Genomic DNA, 23,644 nt, shown 5'->3' on the forward strand with positions numbered 1-23,644 from the left:
GCTCCTACAGCGAAATACAATCCCTGTAGGAGCTGTCGAGTGAAACGAGGCTGCGATCTTTTGACCTTCACCGCACATCCCGACTTTTAAGATTGACCCGGCAACTTTATTTCGTTTGCCGGGCACCGCTGCTCACGGCTTAGATAAAAAGAAGCATCCCTTCTTCAGAGTCGGTCATCCATGAGCAGCGTAACCATCAGCCAGTCGATCAACATCGTTCATCCCGTCACGCTCAGCCACGGCAAAAATGCCGAGGTCTGGGACACCGATGGCAAACGCTACATCGACTTCGTCGGCGGCATCGGTGTATTGAACCTCGGCCATTGCCATCCGCGCATCGTCGAGGCCATTCGCGAACAAGCCACCCGGCTGACTCACTACGCGTTCAACGCCGCCCCGCATGCGCCCTACATCGAACTGATGGATCGTCTCACCGCGTTTATTCCGGTGGACTACCCGGTCAGCGGCATGCTCACCAACAGCGGTGCGGAAGCGGCGGAAAATGCCCTGAAGATCGTGCGTGGCGCCACCGGTCGCACGGCCGTCATCGCCTTCGACGGCGCCTTCCATGGCCGCACCCTCGCCACGCTCAACCTCAACGGAAAAGTCGCGCCCTACAAACAGAAAGTCGGCGTGCTGCCGGGTCCGGTTTTTCACCTGCCCTTCCCGAGCCAGGACAACGGCGTGACCTGCGCGGAGGCCCTGAAGGCCATGGACCGCCTGTTCAGCGTCGAGATCGACGTCGATGACGTCGCCTGTTTTATCGTCGAACCGGTGCAGGGCGAAGCGGGTTTCCTGGCGCTGGACGTGGAGTTCGCCCAAGCGCTACGTCGCTTCTGTGATGAAAAAAACATCCTGTTGATCGCTGATGAAATCCAGTCCGGCTTCGGTCGCACCGGCCAGCGCTTTGCATTTTCGCGACTGGGCATTGAGCCGGACCTGATTCTGCTGGGCAAAAGCATCGCCGGCGGTGTGCCGCTGGGTGCGGTGGTCGGGCGCAAGTCGCTGCTCGACACCTTGCCCAAGGGCGGACTGGGCGGCACCTATTCAGGCAACCCGATTGCCTGCGCCGCAGCACTGGCAACCCTGGACGAGATGACCGATGCGAACCTGCACGCCTGGGGCTCGCAACAGGAAGAAGCCATCGTCAGCCGCTATGAGGCCTGGCGCGCCAACAAGCTTTCCCCGTTTCTGGGCCGCTTGACCGGCGTTGGCGCGATGCGCGGTATCGAACTGATCAATCCCGACGGCACACCCGCCTCAGCGCAGTTGACCCAATTGCTGGCCCTGGCCCGCGACGCCGGTTTACTGCTGATGCCCAGCGGCAAGTCGCGCCACATCATTCGGCTGCTGGCACCACTGACTACTGAGGCAGCGGTGCTGGAGGAAGGGCTGGATATCCTCGAGGCTTGCCTGGCGAAGCTTTCCTGAAAAGCAAACTACGATCAGGGACTGACATAGCGAATTATGTTCGCTTGTAGTCCCCGATTTTGCGTCGCAATACTGGCCAAATACCCCTTTTACCAAGCGAGATCACTACCACCTACAAGCCTGAGGCATTCATGTATCACGACAATATAATTTATAAAAAAAAGTCCAATGATCCTCAATTCCTGCTTGGCGTAGCCGTGGTGCTGTTTCTCGGCTCCTACCTGATGAACTTGGGTAACAGCGCCCTCAGTCATTTCCTGCATCCGCTGCTGGGCAATGCCCCGGACAGCCTGACTGCTCGCAATATCGCCATCGGCCTGGCGATTGCCGCACTGGGCACGCTGAACTTTCACGTCCTCGGACGCTTGAAATTCAAAGTGCAGACCACCGTGGTATGGATCGAACTGCTGATCCTGTTTCTGGCGTTCTTCGACACATTCGACCTTTCCTACAGCTTCATCCTCGACAAGATCGGTTTCCTGATCATCCAGGGCGCCGCGACCACGCTGTACATCTCCGCCGTGGCGATCGTGATTGCCTTCGTGCTGGCGTTGATCGGTGCCGTGGCCAAGCTGTCGAACAACGGCCTGGCCAATGCCATCGCCTCGTTCTACACCTCGTTTTTTCGCGGTGTTCCGCTGCTGATCCAGATCTACCTGATTTACCTCGGACTGCCGCAACTGGGTTATGTGGTGGACGCAGTGCCGGCCGGCATCCTCGCGTTGTCGCTGTGCTACGGCGCCTACATGACCGAGATTTTTCGTGCGGGCATCCAGAGCATTCCGGTGGGTCAGTGGGAGGCCTCACGAGCCCTGGGCATCAGCCCGCTCAAGACCCTGAGCCGGGTGATCATGCCGCAAGCCTTGCGGGTGATCATCCCGCCCACCGGCAACCAGTTCATCGCCATGCTCAAGGACAGTTCGCTGGTGTCGGTGATCGGCGTCTGGGAATTGATGTACCTGGCCAAGACCCAGGGTCGTGCGGACTTCCGCCACCTGGAAATGCTGATCACCGCCGCGATGATTTACTGGGCCCTGTCGTTCATCCTCGAACGGGTGCAGGCGCGGATCGAAAAACGGGTCAACCGATCCATCGCAAGGGGCTGATGCGTGATGACTACGGCAGAACGAATCGACCTGGCACCTGTTGCGCAGACCAGCCCTTCGATGATTTCCATCATCGGTTTGAACAAGTGGTACGGCGACTTTCACGCGTTGCGCGATGTCGACCTGAACGTCGCCGCCGGCGAAATCCTGGTGGTGTGCGGACCGTCGGGCTCAGGAAAATCGACGATGATTCGTTGCATCAACCATCTGGAGAATTTCCAGAAAGGCCACATTCAGGTCAACGGCATCACCCTCACCAGCGAGGCAGAAAGTGTCAGCGCGGTGCGCCGGGAAATCGGCATGGTGTTTCAGAGCTTCAACCTGTTCCCACACTTAAGCGTGATGGACAACCTGACCCTGGCCCCGCAACTGGTGCAAGGCGTGTCGAGCGCCGAGGCGAAAAAACGCGCTCAAGTCTACCTGGAGCGAGTGCGAATTGCCGAACACGCCGACAAGTACCCTTCGCAACTGTCCGGTGGCCAGCAGCAACGCGTGGCGATTGCCCGGGCGCTGTGCATGAACCCCAAAGTGATGCTGTTCGACGAACCAACCTCGGCCCTCGATCCGGAAATGGTCCACGAAGTGCTGGACGTGATGGGTGAGTTGGCCACCGACGGCATGACCATGATTTGCGTAACCCACGAAATGGGTTTTGCCAGCAAGGTCGCTGACCGCGTGCTGTTCATGGACCAGGGCCAGGTCATCGAACAAGCCACCCCTTCCGAGTTTTTCAACAACCCGCAAACCGAACGCGCACAGAAATTCCTGTCGCAGATCATTGGTCACTGAGCACTGCTTTGCCCCTTCAGAACAATAACGATAAGTGGAGATGGACATGGTCAGCAAAAAACACGTAATCGCAGCCGCAATGTCGCTGGTGTTCGTCGGCGCCGCCAACGCCGGAGCCGTACTGGACAAAATCCAGAGCAGTAAAACAATGACCGTCGCCACGTCGGCGACCTGGCCACCCCAAGGGTTTATCAACGACAAGAATGAAATCGACGGGTTTGATATCGATGTTTCCAAGGAGATCGCCAAGCGTCTCGGTGTCGAGGTCAAGTTCATTACCCCCGATTGGGACGTGATCACCGCCGGCAAGTGGAACGGGCGCTGGGACATGTCCGTGGGCTCGATGACCGCCACTAAAAGTCGCGCGCGAATTCTCGACTTCCCCGCGACCTACTACTACGTGCCCTACGTGTTTGCGGTTCACAACAAATCCACACTCACCGACCACAAAGCGCTCAATGGCAAAACTATCGGTGTCGAAGGCGGCACCACGTCCGAGGATTACCTGAACCAGGCGCTGGCCATCGAAGCGACGGACCTGCCCCCCGTCACCTACGACGTACAGACCAAAAAGATGAAAACCTATGCCGGCTCCCTTGGACCGTTGGATGACTTGCGACTGGGCGACGGTGTTCGTCTAGACGGCATCCTCACTCAGCGCAGCACGCTGGAAGCGGCCATCAAGAAAAATTACCCTCTGCGTGCGGTCGACAACGGCGTGGTGTTCTACGAACCCCTGGCCATTGCCACCGACAAGGGTGACGCAGAGTTGAAGGCCAAGCTCGGTCAAATCATCGGCGAGATGCACAAGGACGGCACGCTGACCAAGCTGTCGACCAAGTGGTACGGCGTGGACTATTCGACCGTCAAATAACCCCGCCCACAGTGGGAGCNAGCTNGCTCCGGGCGGCGATCCGACGATGAGGCCATCACATTCAGCATTGATGTGGAATGTTCGACCGCCATCGTCGGATCGCCGCCCGGAGCNAGCTNGCTCCCACAAAGGCCAGGTGTTCGCTTAAATGACCGGCAACCTATCAAGGATTGACCATGTCCTTCCCCACCACTTGGTATTCCCAAACCTCGCTGCCCCGCGCAGCCAGGCCCGAACTTCGCACTGACGAAACTTGCGACGTCTGCATCATCGGCGCCGGGATCGCGGGCCTTACCGCGGCCCTGGAGCTGACCCGGCGCGGCAAACGCGTGATCATCCTCGAAGCCCGGCAAGTCGCCTGGGGCGCGTCCGGTCGAAATGGCGGCGTGGTCTCGCCGGGCTGGGCTGAAGGGTCGGGAGCGATCCGCAAGAAACTTGGACTGGAACAGGCCAAGGCGCTCTTTCAAATGTCGGTCGAGGGTGTGGAGATTGTCCGCCGCAACATCGCCGAACTGGCATTGTCCGGTTGCGATCCATCCGCCGGTACGATTCGGGTCAAGCGTTACGACGACAGTGCTGGTGTGAAAAACCACATCGAGAGCATGCGCCGGGACTTCGGCTATGAACTCAACTTCCTCGACACCCCTCAGGTCCGCGAGCGGGCCCACACCCTGCGTTATTTCCAGGGCATCGAGGATCCGAAGGCGCTGCACTTTCACCCGCTGAATTATTGCCTGGGACTGGCCCTCGCCATCGAAGCAGCAGGAGGCCGGATCTTCGAACAATCAAAAATGCTGGCCTGGCATCGCGAAGGCGCCGACAAAATTGTCCAGACCGCTCACGGCACCGTGTGCTGCCAGGACCTGGTGTTCTGCGCCGGCGGTTACGGCGGCCCGGAGTTGCAAAAACTCAGCCGCGCCTACCTGCCCATCGCGACCTATGTGGTGCTGACCGAACACCTGGGCGACTCGATCAAAAACGTCCTCGACTCCGGCGCCGCGTTCTCCGACGACCGCCGCGCCTCGGACTATTACCGCGTGGTCGAAGGCGACCGCCTGCTCTGGGGCGGACGCATCACCACCCGCAACGAACAGAACGAAAAGGCCCTCGCCGCCATGCTCAAGGCCGACATGGTGTCGGTCTATCCACAACTGGCCCCGGTCAAAATCGAATTGGCCTGGTCCGGCCTGATGGGTTACTCCACCAACAAGATGCCCAACCTGGGATTGCTCGAACCGGGCGTCTGGGCCTGCACCTCGTTTGGTGGCCATGGCTTGAATACCGGCTCGATTGGCGGCAGGGTCATCGCCGAAGCGGTGTGCGGGGAAAGTGCGCGTTATCAGTTGTTCAAACCGTACTTGCTGGACTGGAACGGCGGGCCGTTCGGGCGGATTGCCGCCAATGCCATCTATCAATCGTTGAAGGTCATGGACTTCGTCCAGGAGCGATTTCGCGGCTGATCGCAATCGACTTCGGCCAATGCAAAAACCTGTGGGAGCGAGCTTGCTCGCGATAGCGGTATGTCACTCGATATCACTGTTGAATGATAAATGGCTATCGCGAGCAAGCTCGCTCCCACAAGGGCCGGGGTCGGCAATGCATCTTTTTATATATGCACAAAAAAACCGGCCGAAGCCGGTTTTTTCATTTCAACACAATCAGAACGAAGCGTTCTGCAGGTCGTCAAGGTAACGCTCGGCGTCCAGTGCCGCCATGCAGCCAGCGCCGGCCGAGGTGATGGCCTGACGGTAAACGTGGTCAGCCACGTCACCGGCAGCAAAGATGCCTTCGAGGCTGGTGGCAGTAGCGTTGCCGTCACGGCCGCCCTGCACAACCAGGTAGCCGTCTTTCAAGGTCAGCTGACCTTCGAACAACGACGTGTTCGGGGTGTGGCCGATGGCGATGAACACGCCGTCAACTGTCAGCTCGTCGAAGCTGCCGTCATTGTTCTTCAGGCGGGCACCGGTTACGCCCATGTTGTCGCCCAACACTTCGTCCAGGGTCGAGTTCAGCTTCAGCTCGATTTTGCCTTCGGCAACCCGGGCATTCAGCTTGTCGATCAGGATCTTCTCGGCGCGGAAGGTTTCGCGACGGTGAATCAAGGTCACTTTGCTGGCGATGTTGGCCAGGTACAGCGCTTCTTCCACAGCAGTGTTACCGCCACCCACCACAGCCACTGGCTTGTTGCGATAGAAGAAACCATCGCAGGTCGCGCAGGCCGAAACGCCTTTGCCCATGAACGCTTCTTCCGACGGCAGCCCCAGGTAACGAGCGCTGGCGCCGGTGGCAATGATCAGGGCGTCGCAGGTGTAGGTCGCGCTGTCGCCGGTCAGGGTGTACGGCTTGGCAGCGAAGTCCACGGCATTGATGTGATCGAAGACGATTTCGGTTTCAAAGCGCTCGGCGTGCTCTTTCATGCGGTCCATCAGCGCCGGGCCGGTCAGGCCGTGGACGTCGCCAGGCCAGTTATCGACTTCGGTGGTGGTGGTCAGTTGACCGCCGGCTTGCATGCCGGTGATCAGCAGTGGCTTGAGGTTGGCACGGGCGGCATAGACCGCGGCGCTGTAACCGGCAGGGCCGGAACCGAGAATAATCACTCGCGAATGACGGACTTCAGACATGACCTGCTCCTGTTGACCGGCCCGAAACTTCTGGCGCGGAACGCCGGGTTGCCGGCGGGAATAAAAAAGGACCGTTGAAAGCACTTGGGGAAGGCTTGAGCTCGACAGTCCTGTAAAAAGTATGGGGTGCAGCGTATCGAGGGGGCGAAGATTAAGGAAATACGGTTTAACAATCCAGCTCATAGGCGGTCTCTATCCCATCACGATGGATACATAGGCGCCTTTGTTACAGTTAATGTCGATGCTGCTACCGCGCTTTCGCCTGTCAGGCAAAGCCGGTAAGGTCGGCGCGTTTCCCCTTTGCTCGGAGCACGTTATGCCCGCCCCCGTTCTGTCCGGCCCGCAATACCTGCGCGAAGGCCTCAAGCTGGTCCTGAGCCCAAGCCTGCGCTTGTTCGTGTTGTTGCCGTTGGCGATCAACCTGGTGCTGTTCGTCGGATTGATCTACCTGGCCAGCCATCAATTCAGCCTGTGGGTCGATACGTTGATGCCGTCCCTGCCCGAATGGCTGAGTTTTCTCAGTTATGTCCTCTGGCCGTTGTTCGTGGTGCTGGTGGTGTTAATGGTGTTCTTCACCTTCACCATGCTGGCCAACGTCATCGCCGCGCCATTCAACGGTTTCCTCGCGGAAAAAGTCGAAGTCGTGGTGCGCGGCACTGATGACTTCCCGACCTTCAGCTGGGGCGAACTGATCGCCATGATCCCCCGCACCCTGGCCCGGGAAATGCGCAAGCTCGGCTACTTCCTGCCGCGCGCCATCGGGTTGTTCATCCTCTCGTTCATCCCGGTGGTTAACATCATCGCCGCACCATTGTGGCTGCTGTTCGGGGTGTGGATGATGGCGATCCAGTACATCGACTACCCGGCGGATAACCACAAACTGGGCTGGAACGAGATGCTCGCCTGGCTGCGCGCGAAGCGCTGGCAGAGCATGAGTTTCGGCGGCAGTGTTTATCTGGTGCTGCTGATTCCGGTGGTCAACATCCTGATGATGCCGGCGGCTGTGGCGGGGGCAACCTTGTTCTGGGTGCGTGAACGCGGCGCGGAAAACCTGGTAGTCCAGCGCTGATTCGGTCACAAATTCATCATCCCACCGTCACACTGACGACATGGCCTCAGCCGACACTGAGGTCATGACGACAGCTCTGCATATCACTCTGATCACCGAAACCTTCCCTCCCGAAATCAACGGAGTGGCCAATACCCTCGGTCGCTTGTGTGACGGCTTGCGCGCGCGCGGGCACCAGGTGGAATTGGTGCGACCGCGTCAGGGTTGCGATCAGCAGTTGGGCAGCGACGATGCGTTGTTGCTGTGTCGGGGCTGGCCGCTGCCGGGTTATCCCGGCTTGCAATGGGGTCAGTCGTCGATGCACAAGTTGCTGCGGCGCTGGAAGCGTCATCGCCCGGACGTGCTGTACATCGCCACTGAAGGACCGCTGGGATTGTCCGCGTTGCGCGCGGCGCGGCGCTTGGGGATTTCGGTGGTCAGCGGCTTTCACACCAATTTCCAGCAGTACTCCAGTCAGTATGGGCTTGGACTGCTGACGCGATTGCTGACCCACTACCTGCGCTGGTTTCATAATCGTTCGACGCTGACCCTGGTGCCGAGCGTGAGCCAAAGAATGGAACTGGAGCGCCGGCATTTCGAGCGCCTGGCGTTGCTGTCGCGTGGGGTCGACAGCCAGTTGTTTCACCCGACCAAGCGGATTAACGCCTTGCGTGAGAGCTGGGGGTTGGGTAGCGACGACATCGCTGTAATCCACGTAGGACGTCTGGCACCGGAGAAAAATCTTGGCCTGCTCAAGCGCTGCTTCGACGCACTGAAAGCCACTTATCCACAGCGCAACATTCAGTTGATTGTGATCGGCGACGGTCCGCAACGAGCGGCACTTGAGAAAGAACTGCCCGAGGCGATTTTCTGTGGCTCACAACGCGGCGAAGCCTTGGCCAGTCACTATGCGTCGGGAGATGTGTTTCTGTTTCCAAGCCTGACCGAAACCTTCGGCAATGTCGTGCTTGAGGCGCTGGCCTCGGGACTGGGTGTGGTGGCCTACGATCAGGCAGCAGCGGCTCAGCACATCCGCCATAGCTACAACGGCGTACTCGCGATGCCGGGGGACGAAGAGGCATTCTGCGATGCGGCGTGTTGGCTGTTGGAAGAGCGCGAAACCTTGCGCTGCGTGCGGCTTAATGCGCGTCAGCATGCGAGTCGCCAGGGCTGGGCAGCGATTATCGAGCAGTTTGAAGGGCAGTTGCGCGGGGCTTGTGTGGGGGAGCAGTTGGTTCCTGGTGCAGCGACCTTACCCTGAATCCTGGGTGACATTGAGTCAGTCTTCGCGAGCAAGCCCGCTCCCACATTCAACCGAGTTTCTACATGCAGAATACGGTTAATTGTGGGAGCGGGCTTGCTCGCGAAGGCGTCTGTGCAGTCGCTGCTTAAACCAGGGTCATCAACGCCTCACGGCTGAACGGCAGGATGTCTTCTTCACGGCCGTCACGCACTTTCTGCGCCCAGTCCGGGTCCACCAGCAACGCGCGACCTACCGCCACCAGGTCGAACTCATCATTGTTCAAACGCTCCAGCAGTTTTTCCAGGCTGGCCGGCTGCGCGATCTTGTCGGTGTTGACCATGAACTGCAGGAACTCGCCATCCAGGCCGACGCTGCCCACGGTGATGGTCGGTTTACCGGTAAGTTTGCGGGTCCAGCCGGCCAGGTTCAGCTCGGAACCGTCGAACTCCGGTTCCCAGAAACGGCGCGTCGAGCAGTGGAAAATATCCACGCCGGCGTCGGACAACGGCTTGAGGAACTCGCCCAGTGCTTCCGGGGTTTGTACCAGACGCGCGGTGTAATCCTGCTGCTTCCATTGAGAGAAACGGAAAATAATCGGGAAGCCTTCGCCGACCGCTGCACGCACCGCCTGGATCAGTTCAATGGCGAAACGCGAACGGTTGGCCAGGCTGCCGCCGTATTCGTCAGTGCGCTGGTTGCTGCCTTCCCAGAAGAACTGGTCCACGAGGTAGCCGTGGGCACCATGAATTTCCACGCCGTCCATGCCGATGCTCTGGGCATCTTGGGCGGCCTGGGCAAATGCGGCGATCACGTTCTGGATATCTTGCTGGGTCATGCCGTGAACCACGACCTGACCGTCCTTCAATTTCTCCGACGGACCGTAACCCGGCACGCTGGCGTCCGGCTCGGTGCCGATGCGGCGCACGCTGCCGACATGCCACAGCTGAGGAACGATCTTGCCGCCTTCAGCATGAACCGCGTCGACCACTTTTTTCCATCCGGCCAGCGCCGCTTCGCCGTAGAAATGCGGCACATTCGGGTAACCGTTGGAAGCCTTGTGGCCGACGGTGGTGCCTTCGGTGATGATCAAGCCAACGCCTGCAGCGGCGCGACGACGGTAGTACTCAATCACTTTGGAGTTGGGAACGCCACCCGGCGAAAACGAACGGGTCATCGGCGCCATGACGACGCGGGTCGGCAGTTCGAGAGTGCCGAGGTGGAACGGTTTGAACAGGGCTTTGACGGGCATGGGACGCTCCACGGGACATAGACTTTATGACGGCGATAATATGGAGAGTGCCAAGCATTGAACAGCACTATTGATTTAAGTGATTAAGGATTAGAAACGAAAAGATCGCAGCCTTCGGCAGCTCCTACGGGTGTACACATTCCCCTGTAGGAGCTGCCGAAGGCTGCGATCTTTTGATCTTTCTCTTTAGCTCAGGGCTTTTTCGATCGCATGAACGACAGACGGATCATCCGGCGCCGTGCGCGGCGAGAACCGCGCCAGCACGCGACCATCCTTGCCCAGCAGGAATTTCTCGAAGTTCCAGGTAATGTCACCGGGAAACTCAGCACCCTCGCCCGCCAGCAGACGGTACAGCTGATGACGATCGTGACCGTTGACTTCCAGCTTGCTGGACAACGGAAAACTCACGCCGTAGTTGAGGCTGCAAAACTCCTGGATCTCTTGCTCGGTACCCGGTTCCTGCCCGGCAAACTGGTTGCACGGCAGGCCCAGCACGCTGAAGCCTTTGTCCTTGTATTGCTGGTAGAGGTTTTCCAGCGCCGCGTACTGAGGGGTCAAGCCGCATTTGGAGGCGACGTTGACCACCAGCACGACACGCCCCTTGAAAGGCGCCAGCGGTAGCTCCTGTCCATCCAGGCCTGTCAATTTAAGGTCGTGAAAAGCACTCATGACGAACTCCAGATTCCCGTGTTCTTCTCGAAACAGCCACTTGGCGGTGTCACCCGGGACAGCCGCGGACTAAAAAGGCGCCCCTCGGGCGCCTCTCCAGTTCTCGAAAGCTTAGCGCAGAAAATCAGTGGTGATGGCCACCTTCGCCATGGACGTGACCATGAGCGATTTCTTCCTGGCTGGCATCACGGATGTCGATGATCTTGACCTGGAAATTCAGGCGCTGACCCGCCAACGGGTGATTGCCGTCGACGGTGACATCGTCGCCGTCCAGATCGCGAATGGTGACGATCTGCATCTGGCCGTCCGGAGCGGATGCGTGGAACTGCATACCCACTTCCAGCTCGTCGACGCCTTCGAACATGCTGCGGCTCAGGGTGCTGACCAGTTCGGCAGCGTATTCGCCGTAGGCATCTTCAGGTTCTACGGCGACAGTCAGTTCGTCACCGACTGCTTTGCCTTCCAAAGCCTTTTCCAGGCCCGGAATGATGTTACCTGCGCCTTGCAGGTAGACCAGCGGCGCGCCGCCGGCGGAGCTGTCGATGACCTCACCAGCGTCGTTGGTCAGGGTATAGTCGATGGAGACAGCCTTATTGGCGGCGATCAGCATGGGGCGAGACCTTTTGCATAAGAATGAAGAATGGCCAAGTTTAGCGAAGCAATCGCCCGAAAGCGAACACAACCCGGACAGACGGGTGGCGGCGAAAGGCTCAACGGTCACAGGCTTCCATCAGGATGAGGACGGGCACTGGGTGGCCGAGCTTTCCTGCGGTCACACCCAACACCTTCGCCACCAGCCACCGTGGCAATCGCGCGCCTGGGTCCTGGACCCCGCGCAGCGTATTGAAAAAATAGGCCAGCCCTTTGATTGCGGTTGGTGCGCACAAGGCTCGGATAGCGATAACCTTGGCGACTGAATTTCGGTAAACGGCCAGACATAGGTCGTCACCATTGCCATGCACCTCCAGAGAATTCGCATGCAAACTTTTTTTATCGCGCCCACCGATTTTGGTGTGGGTCTGACCTCCATCAGCCTCGGGCTGGTGCGTACTCTTGAGCGGGCCGGCCTCAAGGTCGGCTTTTTCAAACCGATTGCCCAGCCGCATCCGGGTGACACCGGGCCTGAACGGTCCACTGAACTGGTGGCGCGCACTCACGGTTTGAAACCGCCTCAGCCGCTCGGTCTGGCGCACGTCGAGCGCATGCTCGGCGACGGTCAGCTGGATGAGTTGCTCGAAGAAATCATCACCCTCTATCAGCAGGCTGCTGTCGGAAAAGATGTGCTGATTGTCGAAGGCATGGTCCCGACCCGCAGCGCCAGCTACGCCGCACGGGTCAATTTGCATTTGGCGAAAAGCCTCGACGCCGAAGTGATCCTGGTCTCGGCGCCGGAAAACGAAGTGCTGACTGAACTGTCCGGCCGCGTGGAGTTGCAGGCGCAATTGTTTGGCGGTCCGAAAGACCCGAAAGTCCTCGGCGTGATCCTCAACAAGGTCAAAACCGACGAGAGCATGGAAGCCTTTGCCTCGCGCTTGAAAGAGCATTCGCCATTGCTGCGCAGTGGCGATTTCCGTCTGTTGGGTTGCATCCCGTTCCAGCCGGAATTGAACGCCCCACGCACTCGCGACGTCGCCGATCTGATGGGCGCGCAAATTCTCAATGCCGGTGATTACGAGACCCGGCGCATGACCAAAATCATCATCTGCGCCCGTACCATGCGCAACACCGTGGAGCTGCTCAAGCCCGGCGTGTTGGTGGTGACACCCGGTGATCGCGACGACATCATCCTCGCCGTCAGCCTCGCGGCCATGAATGGCGTGCCGTTGGCCGGCCTGTTGCTGACCAGCGACACCTTGCCCGACCCGCGCATCATGGACCTGTGCCGTGGCGCGTTGCAGGCGGGCCTGCCGGTGTTGTCGGTCAGCACCGGTTCCTACGACACCGCCAACCAGTTGAACGGTTTGAACAAGGAAATCCCGATCGACGACCGCGAGCGCGCGGAGATCATCACCGATTTCGTTGCCAGCCACCTCGACGCCAAGTGGCTGCACCAACGCTGCGGCACGCCACGGGAAATGCGCCTGTCGCCCGCCGTGTTCCGTTATCAATTGATCCAGCGCGCCCAGGCTGCCAACAAACGCATCGTCCTGCCCGAAGGCAGCGAGCCGCTGACCGTGCAAGCCGCAGCGATCTGTCAGGCGCGCGGCATTGCCCGTTGCGTGCTGCTGGCGAAACCGGCAGACGTCGAAGCCGTCGCTCGCGCCCAAGGCATCGAGCTGCCGCCGGGGCTGGAAATCCTCGACCCGGACCTGATTCGCGAGCGCTACGTCGAGCCGATGGTCGCCCTGCGCAAAACCAAAAGCCTCAACGCGCCGATGGCCGAGCAGCAACTGGAAGACACCGTGGTGATCGGCACCATGATGCTGGCGCTGGATGAAGTCGACGGCCTCGTGTCCGGCGTCATTCACTCCACCGCCAACACCATCCGCCCGGCCCTGCAACTGATCAAGACCGCGCCGGGCTGCACGCTGGTGTCGTCAGTGTTCTTCATGCTCTTCCCCGAGGAAGTGCTGGTTTACGGCGACTGTGTGATGAACCCGCACCCGAGCGCCAGCGAACTGGCCGAGATCGCGCTGCAAAGCGCCGACTCGGCAGCCGCCTTCGGCATCACCCCGCGCGTGGCGATGATCAGCTACTCCAGCGGTGAATCGGCCAGCGGCGAAGAAGTCGAAAAGGTTCGCGAAGCGACATTGCTCGCCCACGAGCAACAAAACTCGCTACTGATCGACGGCCCATTGCAATACGACGCCGCCGCCAACGAAACCGTGGCCAAGCAGCTGGCACCGAACAGCCAGGTCGCCGGTCGCGCCACAGTGTTCGTGTTCCCCGACCTGAACACCGGCAACACCACCCACAAAGCCGTGCAGCGCAGCGCCGACTGCGTCAGCCTCGGGCCGATGCTGCAAGGCCTGCGCAAACCGGTGAACGACCTGCCGCGCGGCGCGCAAGTCGACGACATCGTCTACACCATCGCGTTGACCGCGATTCAAGCTGCCAACCGACCTTTGGATCTTTAAATGCTGGATTCCCTACCTGCACCGCTGCGAGGCGTCATTGCCTCGCTGCTGTTGGCACTGAACACGATTGCCTGCTGCACACCGCTGTTCATCGTCGCAATTTTCAAACTGCTGCTGCCCTTCCCCGCCGCCCAGCGTTTTACCGATTGGCTGATGAGCCACATCCACGAAGCCTGGATCAGCAACAACAAAGCGTGGATGGACTTGCTCGGGCACACACGCTGGACGCTCAGCGGCCTGGAAGGTCTGGACTATCAGCACTCGTACTTGATCACCAGCAACCACCAGAGCTGGGTCGACATCATGGTGTTGCAGTACGTGCTGAACCGGAAGATTCGCCCGCTGAAGTTCTTCCTCAAACAGGAACTGATCTGGGTGCCGGTGATTGGTCTGGCGTGGTGGGCGCTCGGCTTTCCGTTCATGAAGCGCTACTCCAAGGCCTACCTGGAGAAGCACCCGGAGAAGAAAGGCAAAGACCTGGAAACCACCCGCAAGACCTGCGACAAGTTCCGCCATAACCCGGTGGGAATTTTCAACTTCGTCGAAGGCACGCGTTTCACCGAAGGCAAACATGCCCAGCAGAAATCGCCGTTCCGCCACTTGCTCAAACCGAAGGCGGGCGGCATCGCGTTTGTGCTGGATGCCATGGGTGAGCAATTGGAAGCCATCGTCAACGTGACCATTCACTATCCGGCCGGCCGTCCCGGTTATTGGGATTTGCTCTGTGGGAACGTGAAGGACGTGGTGGTGCACTTTCAGGAGCTGAAGATTCCGCCGCAGTTCATCGGCAAGAACTATGACCAGGACGGCGAGTATCGATTGCAGTTTCAGGGCTGGATCAACCAGTTGTGGGATGACAAGGATGCGTTGCTGGACCAGATGCACCGCGAGTATCCAGCGAAGTAGTCCGGCGTCTATACCGGCCTCTTCGCGAGCAAGCCCGCTCCCACAGTGGATTTTTGTCGTACAAAAAATTTGTGTCTCATGAAGATCCACTGTGGGAGCGGGCTTGCTCGCGAAGACGATTTCAGGGACACAAAAAAACCCGCCGATGTTCACTCATCGGCGGGTTTTTTATTAATGGCTAACGCTTAGATCGCGCCACGCTTGCGCAGCAGATCCAGCACTTGCTTGACGCTTTCTTCCAGCGACAGCGACTGGGTATCGACCACGAGGTCGGCGTCCAGCGGCACGTCGTACGGGAAGGAATCACCCGGGATGTTGTCCCCGGCCGCCGCGTACAGGCCTTGTGGGTCACGCTCGGCACAGACCGTCGGAGAGGCCTGGACGTAGACCGTCAGCAGACGTTCCTTGCCGATCAGTTCCCTGGCCTGCTCACGACCTTCGGCACTCGGCGCAACAAACGCTGCCAGCGTCAGCAACCCGGCTTCGTTGAACTGACGCGCAACGTGCGCCGCACGACGCCAGTTCTCGGTACGCCCGGCGCGATCCTGTGGCAGACCTTTGTTCAGGTCGTGACGCAGGTTCTGACCATCGAGTACAAACACCGCACGGCCCATGTCGAACAGCTTGCGTTCAACCGCGTAGGCCAGGGTGCTTTTGCCGGCGCCCGACAAGCCGCTGAACAACACGGTGGCCGGTTGCTGGCCGAAGCGCTGCACGCGTTCTTCGGTGGCTACATGGGCAAGCTTGCCGTGGTGAGTGCTGCTGCCATGGCTCAACGGCTGAGCGATGATCATGCCGGCCGCGACGGTGCCATTGGTCAAACGATCGATGACGATGAACGAACCGGTGGTGCGGTTGCTCGCGTAACCGTCCAGTGCGATGGCGGCGTCGAGGCTGACCTTGACCCGACCGATCTCGTTCAGCTGCAACGAGCTGGCCGGCCCTTCTTCCAGAGTGTTCACATCAACGCGGTTGACGATGCTGGTAATCGAACCCGGCACATAAGACGTGGCGCGCTTGATGTCGTATTTCTTGCCCGGCAGCATCGGTTCTTCGGCCATCCACACCAGCATGGCGTCGAAGGCGTCAGTCACTTGCGGCAGGTTGTCGGCGTGCACCAGCAAGTCGCCGCGGGAGATGTCGATCTCGTCTTCCATGGTCAGCGTCACCGCCTGACCCGGTCCTGCGTGCTCCAGCTCACCTTCGAAGGTGACGATGGATTTCACGCGGCTGCTCTTGCCCGACGGCAGCACAACGACTTCGTCGCCCTTGTGCACGACGCCGCTGGCCAGGGTGCCGGCGAAACCACGGAAGTTCAGGTTCGGACGGTTGACGTACTGCACCGGGAAACGCAGGTCGGTGTAGTTGCGGTCGTTGGCAATCTCGACGGTCTCGAGAATTTCCATCAGCGACTGGCCGGTGTACCACGGCGAGCGCTCGGACTTGTTCACCACATTGTCGCCTTTCAGCGCCGACATCGGCACGAAGGCCATGGTGGTCGGCTTGAAGGCGATGCCTTCGGCGAACTTCAGGTAATCGGCCTTGATCGACTCGAAGACTGTTTCGTCGAAGCCATTGAGGTCCATCTTGTTGATGGCGACAACGATGTGTTTGATGCCGAGCAACGAGGCAATGAAGCTGTGGCGACGGGTCTGGGTCTGCACGCCGTAACGGGCGTCGACCAGGATGATCGCCAGGTCACAGGTGGACGCACCGGTGGCCATGTTGCGGGTGTACTGCTCATGGCCCGGGGTATCGGCAATGATGAATTTGCGTTTGGCGGTGGAGAAATAACGGTAAGCGACATCGATGGTGATGCCCTGCTCACGCTCGGCCTGCAGGCCGTCGACCAGCAATGCCAGGTCGATGTCATCGCCAGTGGTGCCGACTTTTTTCGAGTCGCGGGTAATGGCTTCCAGGTGATCTTCGTAGATCATTTTGGAGTCGTGCAGCAGGCGCCCGATCAGGGTGCTCTTGCCGTCGTCGACGTTGCCACAGGTCAGAAAGCGCAGCATTTCCTTGCGTTCGTGCTGGCCCAGGTAGGCGAGGATGTCCTCGCTGATCAAATCAGATGCGTGCGACATGACAACCCCTTAGAAATAACCCTGACGTTTCTTTTCTTCCATCGAGCCTGCGCCATCGTGATCGATGACCCGGCCCTGGCGTTCGGAAGTTCGCGTCAGGAGCATTTCCTGAATGATGTCGGTCAGGCTGGTGGCCTCGGACTCGACCGCACCGGTCAGCGGGTAGTCGCCCAGTGTGCGGAAACGGACCTTCTTCTTGACGATGCGCGCCTTGTCTTCATCGCTCAGGTGATTGAGCAGGCGTTCGTCGTCGATCATGATCCAGGTGCCATTCATCTCGATAACGTCGCGCTCGGCGGCGAAATACAGCGGCACAATCGGGATGCCTTCGAGGTAGATGTACTGCCAGATGTCCAATTCGGTCCAGTTCGACAACGGGAAAACACGGATCGATTCGCCCTTGTTGACCTTGCCATTGTAGACGTTCCACAACTCGGGACGCTGGTTTTTCGGGTCCCAGCGGTGCTTCGTATCGCGGAAGGAATACACGCGCTCTTTGGCACGGGACTTCTCTTCGTCACGACGGGCACCACCGAAAGCGGCATCGAAACCGTACTTGTCGAGGGCCTGCTTGAGGCCTTCGGTTTTCATGATGTCAGTGTGCTTGGCGCTACCGTGGGTCAGCGGGTTGATGCCCTGCGCGACGCCATCGGGGTTCACGTGCACGATCAGGTCCAGGCCGAGTTCTTCGACCATGCGATCGCGGAACGTGTACATTTCCTTGAACTTCCACCGGGTGTCGACGTGCATCACCGGGAACGGCAGTTTGCCGGGGAAGAATGCCTTGCGCGCAAGGTGCAGCATCACGGCGGAGTCTTTACCGACGGAGTACAGCATCACCGGGTTATCGAACTCGGCGGCGACCTCGCGGATGATGTGGATGCTTTCGGCCTCCAGCTGTTTCAGATGCGTCAGTTTGTCGACCATGGCTACTCACGAAAATGATCTTATGGACGGCCAGCGGGCCGTGTTCGAGCGGGGAATCCTAGCACAGCGACCTCTTCTAATCAGGACGTGAGCTAGATCGAAAGGGTATATGAATATACCCCCTCGTTTGGGCTACGGTCTCTGTAGGAGCTGCCGAAGGCTGCGATCTTTTGACTTTGATTTTCAAGATCAAAAGATCGCAGCCTTCGGCAGCTCCTACACAGGGGAATGCATTGGTTCAGGAAATCAGATGGGGTTCGGGCAATCGATGAAGATGTGCTCAAGGGCAAAACGCCGCGCCAGATAATCGCCCAGGGCCTGCACGCCATAACGCTCGGTGGCGTGATGGCCGGCGGCGATGAAGCTGATGTCGTTTTCCCGGGCGCTGTGAAAGGTCTGCTCGGACGCCTCACCGCTGAGGTACAAGTCGACGCCCGCCAGCACGGCCTGATCGATGTAACCCTGACCGCCACCGGTGCACCAGCCAACGCGGCGAATCATCTCGCTGCCTTCGATCAGCAACGGCTCGCGGCCCATGACTTCTTGTACGCGACGGGCAAAATCGCGGGCCGTCACCGGCTCGCTCAATGAACCGACCAGGCCGACAACTTTGAGATTGTCCGGGTCCAATGGGCCTTCCACGGTGATATCGAGCTGACGTGCCAGTTGAACGTTATTGCCGACTTCCGGGTGCAGATCCAGCGGCAGATGGTAGGACAATAGACTGATATCGTGCTTGAGCAGGGTTTTCAACCGACGCTGCTTCATGCCGGTGATGCACGGATTCTCGCCTTTCCAGAAATAGCCGTGATGCACCAGCAACAGGTCGGCGCTGGCTTCCACGGCGGCGTCGAGCAACGCCTGGCTGGCGGTGACGCCACTGACGATGCGCATGACCTGCGGCCGGCCTTCGACCTGCAACCCGTTGGGGCAGTAATCGGCAATCTTTGCACTGTTAAGGTAACGGTCGGCTTCTTCGACCAGGGTGCTCAGGGCGACGGCCATAAAAGACTCCTAAATATCCCGTTCAGAGGCACGCTTCGCCTCGTATAATGCGCGACATTATGGGCGGTCTCATACCGCCTGCAACCTCTCAGGACGTGCTTAATGCTCAAGGCGCTGCGTTTTTCCGGCTGGCCGCTGTTGGCCGGCGTGCTTATTGCTCTGTTAATCATCCAGCGTTACCCGCAGTGGGTCGGGCTCCCAAGCCTTGACGTCAACATGCAGCAAGCCCCGCAAACCACCACTATGCAACAGGGTCCGGTGTCCTATGCCGACGCAGTGACCACGGCCGCGCCGTCGGTGGTCAACCTGTACACCACCAAAGTCATCAACAAACCGAACCATCCGCTGTTCGAGGATCCGCAGTTCCGCCGCTTCTTCGGCGACAACTCGCCCAAACAGAAACGCATGGAGTCGAGCCTCGGCTCCGGCGTGATCATGAGCCCGGAAGGTTACCTGTTGACCAACAACCACGTGACCACTGGCGCCGACCAGATCGTGGTGGCGCTCAAGGACGGTCGTGAAACCCTGGCCCGAGTGATCGGCAGCGACCCGGAAACCGACCTCGCGGTCCTGAAGATCGACTTGAAGAATCTTCCATCGATCACCGTCGGGCGTTCCGACAACATCCGCATCGGCGACGTAGCCCTCGCTATCGGCAACCCGTTCGGCGTCGGCCAGACCGTGACCATGGGCATCATCAGCGCCACCGGGCGCAATCAGCTGGGCTTGAACAACTACGAAGACTTCATTCAGACCGATGCTGCGATCAACCCCGGCAACTCCGGCGGTGCGCTGGTGGATGCCAACGGCAACCTGACCGGCATCAACACGGCGATCTTCTCCAAGTCCGGCGGTTCGCAGGGCATCGGTTTCGCAATCCCGGTGAAACTGGCCATGGAAGTGATGAAGTCGATTATCGAACACGGCCAGGTAATTCGCGGCTGGCTCGGTATCGAAGTGCAGCCGTTGAGCCAGGAACTGGCGGAATCGTTTGGCCTGTCGGGGCGCCCGGGCATTGTGGTCGCGGGTATTTTCCGTGACGGTCCGGCGCAGAAGGCCGGCCTGCAACTGGGTGACGTGATTCTCAGCATCGACGGCGAACCGGCCGGCGATGGTCGTCGTTCGATGAACCAGGTCGCGCGGATCAAACCGACCGACAAGGTCACGATCCAGGTGATGCGCAACGGCAAAGAGCTCAAGCTGACCGCCGAGATCGGTTTGCGCCCGCCGCCGGCGCCAGTCAAAGAGAAAGAAGAAGAGTAAATGTTGCAGGGCACACCACGAGCAAGACTTAAGGTCGGTGTTGCCCCATTCGCGAGCAAGCCCGCTCCCACACTGGATCTTCGGTGAACACATTATTTGTGAGCACCGAAGATCCAGTGTGGGAGCGGGCTTGCTCGCGAAGGCGACTCAGAGGTCGCCGAGGCCGTCGATCAACGCCTGATTCTGCTCCGGCGTGCCAATCGAGATCCGCAGGAACTGGGCAATCCGTTCCTGCTTGAAGTGCCGAACGATCACACCCTGCTCGCGCAACTTTGCAGCCAACCCAGCCGCATCGTGTTTCGGATGACGGGCGAAGATGAAGTTCGCCGCCGACGGCAACACTTCAAAGCCCTTCGCTTCCAGCTGCCCGATCACCTTATCGCGACTCTCAATCACCAACCGGCACGTCTTGTCGAAGTGCTCACGATCCTCGAACGCCGCCGCAGCTCCCACAATCGCCAGACGATCCAGCGGATAGGAGTTGAAGCTGTTCTTGATCCGCTCCAGCGCCTCGATCAGGTCCGGATGCCCTACCGCCAGACCCACCCGCAGACCGGCCAGCGAGCGGGACTTGGACAGGGTCTGGGTCACCAGCAGGTTCGGATAACGATCCACCAGGCTGATCGCCGTCTCACCGCCGAAATCGATGTAAGCCTCATCCACCACAACCACTGAATCCGGGCTGGCCTTGAGGATTTGCTCCACGGCATCCAGCGCCAACAGGCAGCCAGTCGGTGCGTTCGGGTTAGGGAAGATGATCCCGCCGTTCGGCTTGGCATAGTCCGCCGGGTTGATCTGGAACTGCTCGTCCAGCGGCACCGCGTCGAAGGCGATGCCGTACAACCCGCAGTAAACCGGATAGAAGCTGTAGCTGATGTCCGGGAACAGCAGCGGCTGATCGTGCTGCAGCAAACCGTGAAAGATGTGCGCCAGGACTTCATCGGAACCATTGCCGAGAAACACCTGATTGCTCTGCACGCCGTAGTACTGGGCGACCGCTTGCTTGAGCAGGTCGCTGTTCGGGTCCGGGTACAGACGCAGGTTGTCATTCAGTTCGGCCTGCATCGCCGCCAAGGCTTTTGGCGATGGACCGTACGGGTTTTCGTTGGTGTTGAGCTTCACCAGCTTCGCCAGTTTCGGCTGCTCGCCCGGCACATAAGGCACCAGATTCTTGACGAACGGGCTCCAGAATTTACTCATGTTCAGTTCCCCTGCCCTTGTGAAGAGTCTTCGTCAAGGATGCGGTATTCGGCGCTCCGCGCGTGGGCGGTCAGCGACTCGCCACGGGCCAGCACGGAAGCGGTTTTGCCCAGTTCCGACGCACCCTGCTCGGAGCAGAAGATGATCGACGAACGCTTCTGGAAGTCGTACACACCCAGCGGCGAGGAGAAACGCGCGGTGCCGGAGGTTGGCAACACGTGGTTGGGACCTGCGCAGTAGTCGCCCAAGGCTTCGGAGGTGTGACGGCCCATGAAGATCGCGCCAGCGTGGCGAATCTTCGTCAGCCAGGCCTGCGGATCAGCAACGGACAACTCAAGGTGTTCCGGTGCAATGCGGTTGGCCACTTCGATGGCTTGGTCCATGTCGCGGACCTTGATCAGCGCGCCACGGCCATTGATCGACGTTTCGATGATCTCGGCGCGCTCCATGGTCGGCAGCAGTTTGGCGATGCTGGCGGCGACCTTGTCGAGGAACTCGGCGTCCGGGCTGACCAGAATCGCCTGGGCGTCTTCGTCGTGCTCGGCTTGGGAGAACAGGTCCATGGCGATCCAGTCCGGATCAGTCTGGCCGTCGCATACCACGAGGATTTCGGATGGGCCGGCGATCATGTCGATGCCGACCTGGCCGAACACGTGGCGCTTGGCGGTGGCGACGTAGATGTTGCCCGGACCGACCACTTTGTCGACCTTCGGCACGCTTTCGGTGCCGTAAGCCAGCGCGGCGACCGCTTGAGCGCCGCCGATGGTGAACACGCGGTCGACGCCGGCGATGCAGGCTGCGGCCAGCACCAGTTCGTTGATTTCGCCACGAGGCGTCGGCACCACCATGACCACTTCGGTCACACCGGCCACCTTGGCCGGAATCGCGTTCATCAGTACCGAGGACGGATAAGACGCCTTGCCGCCCGGTACGTACAGACCGGCGCGATCCAGCGGCGTGACCTTCTGACCCAGCACGGTGCCGTCGGCTTCGGTGTAGCTCCAGGAATCCTGTTTCTGTTTCTCGTGGTAGCTGCGTACTCGGGACGCGGCTTTTTCCAGCGCTTCACGCTGCGGCACGGTGATTCGGGTCAGGGCCAGTTCCAGGCGTTCGCGAGGCAGGATCAGGTCCGCCATGGACGCGACCTGCAGGCCGTCGAACTTCTGGGTGAATTCCACCAGCGCCGCATCGCCACGCTCGCGCACGGCCTTGATGATATCCAGCACCCGCTGATTGACCGAGTCGTCAGACACACTTTCCCAGCTCAGCAGATGATCCAGATGATGTGCGAAATCCGGGTCAGCAGCGTTGAGTCGGCGAATTGCAGTCGGTGCGGTCATAGCGAGAGCCTCATAGGAATGGCAAAAACTCAGGCGCCCTAACTTAGCAGTCGTTTCCGCTTGGGCACCTGAGAATTCTGGCTATGAGGCGGATAGACGGGCGCGACTTAACGTCGCGCAGGTGAATCAGCCGCGGTGTCGAGACTCCACTGCCTTGCGCAGGGTGTCGATCAACGCCTGGATACGGGCGTGCTGCATTTTCATCGAAGCCTTGTTCACGATCAGCCGGGAGCTGATGTCGGCAATGAAATCCTGGGGTTCCAGACCATTGGCGCGCAGGGTGTTGCCGGTATCGACCACGTCGATGATCTTGTCTGCCAGACCGATCAGCGGCGCCAGTTCCATCGAGCCATAGAGCTTGATGATGTCGACCTGACGGCCCTGTTCGGCGTAGTAGCGCTTGGCAACGTTGACGAATTTGGTCGCCACACGCAGGCGGCCCTTGGGCTCGACATCGCCGACACGGCCGGCGGTCATCAGCTTGCAGAGGGCAATTCTCAGGTCCAATGGCTCGTACAAACCCTGGCCGCCGTATTCCATCAGCACATCTTTACCGGCGACGCCCAGGTCAGCGGCACCATGTTCGACGTAAGTCGGCACATCGGTGGCGCGCACGATCAGCAGACGTACATCGGCCTGAGTCGTGGGGATGATCAGCTTGCGGCTCTTGTCCGGATTCTCGGTCGGCACGATGCCCGCTTCAGCCAGAAGCGGCAGGGTGTCGTCAAGGATGCGGCCCTTGGACAGTGCGATGGTCAACATGGGAAACGTCAGTCCTTATCAAGGTACTCATGCCCGGTCGCAAATGGCGC

The 23,644-nt window shown here is 59.7% G+C and carries 21 protein-coding genes; 11 read left to right on the top strand and 10 right to left on the bottom strand.

Annotated elements, in window-relative coordinates; genetic code table 11:
• The first annotated feature begins 180 nt into the window (after positions 1-180).
• From CUN63_RS07710 to CUN63_RS07730, 5 genes are all read left to right on the top strand, one after another.
• Positions 181-1,431 carry an aspartate aminotransferase family protein gene (locus CUN63_RS07710; RefSeq protein ID WP_129438425.1) on the top strand — a complete coding sequence of 417 codons (1,251 nt, stop codon included), beginning with the start codon at positions 181-183 and terminating at the stop codon, positions 1,429-1,431.
• Positions 1,432-1,562: 131 nt separating this feature from the next.
• Positions 1,563-2,537 carry an amino acid ABC transporter permease gene (locus tag CUN63_RS07715; protein ID WP_129438427.1) on the top strand — a complete coding sequence of 325 codons (975 nt, stop codon included), beginning with the start codon at positions 1,563-1,565 and terminating at the stop codon, positions 2,535-2,537.
• Between the two features lie 60 nt (positions 2,538-2,597).
• The gene (locus tag CUN63_RS07720) at positions 2,598-3,326 is read left to right on the top strand and encodes an amino acid ABC transporter ATP-binding protein (protein ID WP_165353310.1); all 729 of its coding nucleotides are present in this window, start codon (positions 2,598-2,600) and stop codon (positions 3,324-3,326) included.
• A 46-nt stretch (positions 3,327-3,372) separates the two neighbouring features.
• Positions 3,373-4,200 (top strand): transporter substrate-binding domain-containing protein, encoded by an 828-nt coding sequence (locus CUN63_RS07725; protein WP_129438431.1) that lies wholly within the window; start codon positions 3,373-3,375, stop codon positions 4,198-4,200.
• A 176-nt stretch (positions 4,201-4,376) separates the two neighbouring features.
• Positions 4,377-5,660, top strand: a complete 1,284-nt coding sequence (locus CUN63_RS07730; protein WP_129438433.1) for an FAD-binding oxidoreductase — start codon at positions 4,377-4,379, stop codon at positions 5,658-5,660.
• 198 nt (positions 5,661-5,858) lie between these two features.
• Here the strand turns inward: CUN63_RS07730 and trxB are convergent, their stop codons facing one another.
• A complete protein-coding gene (gene trxB, locus CUN63_RS07740) occupies positions 5,859-6,821 on the bottom strand; it encodes a thioredoxin-disulfide reductase (RefSeq protein WP_129438437.1) in 963 nt (320 codons plus the stop codon).
• A gap of 316 nt (positions 6,822-7,137) precedes the next feature.
• On the opposite strand from trxB, the gene cysZ reads away from it, so the two are divergent.
• Together cysZ and CUN63_RS07755 are read left to right on the top strand one after the other, a co-directional pair.
• Positions 7,138-7,890, top strand: a complete 753-nt coding sequence (gene cysZ, locus CUN63_RS07750) for a sulfate transporter CysZ (RefSeq protein WP_129438439.1) — start codon at positions 7,138-7,140, stop codon at positions 7,888-7,890.
• 40 nt (positions 7,891-7,930) lie between these two features.
• A complete protein-coding gene (locus tag CUN63_RS07755; protein WP_129438441.1) occupies positions 7,931-9,130 on the top strand; it encodes a glycosyltransferase family 1 protein in 1,200 nt (399 codons plus the stop codon).
• A gap of 127 nt (positions 9,131-9,257) precedes the next feature.
• On the opposite strand, the gene CUN63_RS07760 is transcribed toward CUN63_RS07755, so the two are convergent.
• The 3 genes from CUN63_RS07760 to CUN63_RS07770 form a co-directional block, all read right to left on the bottom strand.
• Positions 9,258-10,361, bottom strand: a complete 1,104-nt coding sequence (locus CUN63_RS07760; protein ID WP_129438443.1) for an NADH:flavin oxidoreductase — start codon at positions 10,359-10,361, stop codon at positions 9,258-9,260.
• 186 nt (positions 10,362-10,547) lie between these two features.
• Entirely contained in the window at positions 10,548-11,030 is a 483-nt protein-coding gene (locus tag CUN63_RS07765; protein ID WP_129438445.1) for a glutathione peroxidase, read from the bottom strand.
• 124 nt (positions 11,031-11,154) lie between these two features.
• The gene (locus CUN63_RS07770) at positions 11,155-11,640 is read right to left on the bottom strand and encodes a peptidylprolyl isomerase (RefSeq protein WP_007901600.1); all 486 of its coding nucleotides are present in this window, start codon (positions 11,638-11,640) and stop codon (positions 11,155-11,157) included.
• Here CUN63_RS07770 and CUN63_RS07775 point away from each other — a divergent pair.
• Genes CUN63_RS07775 through CUN63_RS07785 form a run of 3 tightly spaced genes read left to right on the top strand, consistent with a single transcriptional unit; the run spans position 11,609 to position 15,013 of the window.
• A complete protein-coding gene (locus CUN63_RS07775) occupies positions 11,609-11,947 on the top strand; it encodes a DUF3565 domain-containing protein (protein ID WP_129438447.1) in 339 nt (112 codons plus the stop codon). The genes CUN63_RS07770 and CUN63_RS07775 overlap by 32 nt on opposite strands.
• A 60-nt stretch (positions 11,948-12,007) precedes the next feature.
• Positions 12,008-14,107, top strand: a complete 2,100-nt coding sequence (gene pta / locus CUN63_RS07780; protein ID WP_129438449.1) for a phosphate acetyltransferase — start codon at positions 12,008-12,010, stop codon at positions 14,105-14,107.
• On the top strand, positions 14,108-15,013 hold the full coding sequence (locus tag CUN63_RS07785) for an acyltransferase (RefSeq protein WP_129438451.1): 906 nt from the start codon (positions 14,108-14,110) through the stop codon (positions 15,011-15,013).
• 185 nt (positions 15,014-15,198) lie between these two features.
• Here the strand turns inward: CUN63_RS07785 and cysN are convergent, their stop codons facing one another.
• From cysN to CUN63_RS07805, 3 genes are all read right to left on the bottom strand, one after another.
• A complete protein-coding gene (cysN, locus tag CUN63_RS07790; protein ID WP_129438454.1) occupies positions 15,199-17,097 on the bottom strand; it encodes a sulfate adenylyltransferase subunit CysN in 1,899 nt (632 codons plus the stop codon).
• A 9-nt stretch (positions 17,098-17,106) separates the two neighbouring features.
• Positions 17,107-18,024 (bottom strand): sulfate adenylyltransferase subunit CysD, encoded by a 918-nt coding sequence (gene cysD, locus CUN63_RS07795; RefSeq protein WP_129438456.1) that lies wholly within the window; start codon positions 18,022-18,024, stop codon positions 17,107-17,109.
• A 246-nt stretch (positions 18,025-18,270) separates the two neighbouring features.
• Entirely contained in the window at positions 18,271-19,029 is a 759-nt protein-coding gene (locus tag CUN63_RS07805) for a Nif3-like dinuclear metal center hexameric protein (protein ID WP_129438461.1), read from the bottom strand.
• Positions 19,030-19,131: 102 nt separating this feature from the next.
• Here CUN63_RS07805 and algW point away from each other — a divergent pair, with 102 nt between their 5' ends.
• Complete coding sequence (gene algW / locus CUN63_RS07810; protein WP_129438464.1) at positions 19,132-20,292, top strand: Do family serine endopeptidase AlgW; 1,161 nt, start codon at positions 19,132-19,134, stop codon at positions 20,290-20,292.
• Positions 20,293-20,439: 147 nt separating this feature from the next.
• Here the strand turns inward: algW and hisC are convergent, their stop codons facing one another.
• The 3 genes from hisC to hisG all read right to left on the bottom strand — a co-directional run bounded on the left by hisC (position 20,440) and on the right by hisG (position 23,594).
• The gene (hisC, locus tag CUN63_RS07815) at positions 20,440-21,492 is read right to left on the bottom strand and encodes a histidinol-phosphate transaminase (RefSeq protein ID WP_129438466.1); all 1,053 of its coding nucleotides are present in this window, start codon (positions 21,490-21,492) and stop codon (positions 20,440-20,442) included.
• A gap of 2 nt (positions 21,493-21,494) precedes the next feature.
• Positions 21,495-22,832, bottom strand: a complete 1,338-nt coding sequence (hisD, locus tag CUN63_RS07820; protein ID WP_129438468.1) for a histidinol dehydrogenase — start codon at positions 22,830-22,832, stop codon at positions 21,495-21,497.
• Between the two features lie 126 nt (positions 22,833-22,958).
• On the bottom strand, positions 22,959-23,594 hold the full coding sequence (gene hisG, locus CUN63_RS07825; protein ID WP_007901570.1) for an ATP phosphoribosyltransferase: 636 nt from the start codon (positions 23,592-23,594) through the stop codon (positions 22,959-22,961).
• Between the last annotated feature and the right edge of the window lie 50 nt (positions 23,595-23,644).

The sequence above is a fragment of the Pseudomonas sp. ACM7 genome, from assembly GCF_004136015.1.
Lineage (GTDB): Bacteria > Pseudomonadota > Gammaproteobacteria > Pseudomonadales > Pseudomonadaceae > Aquipseudomonas > Aquipseudomonas frigoris.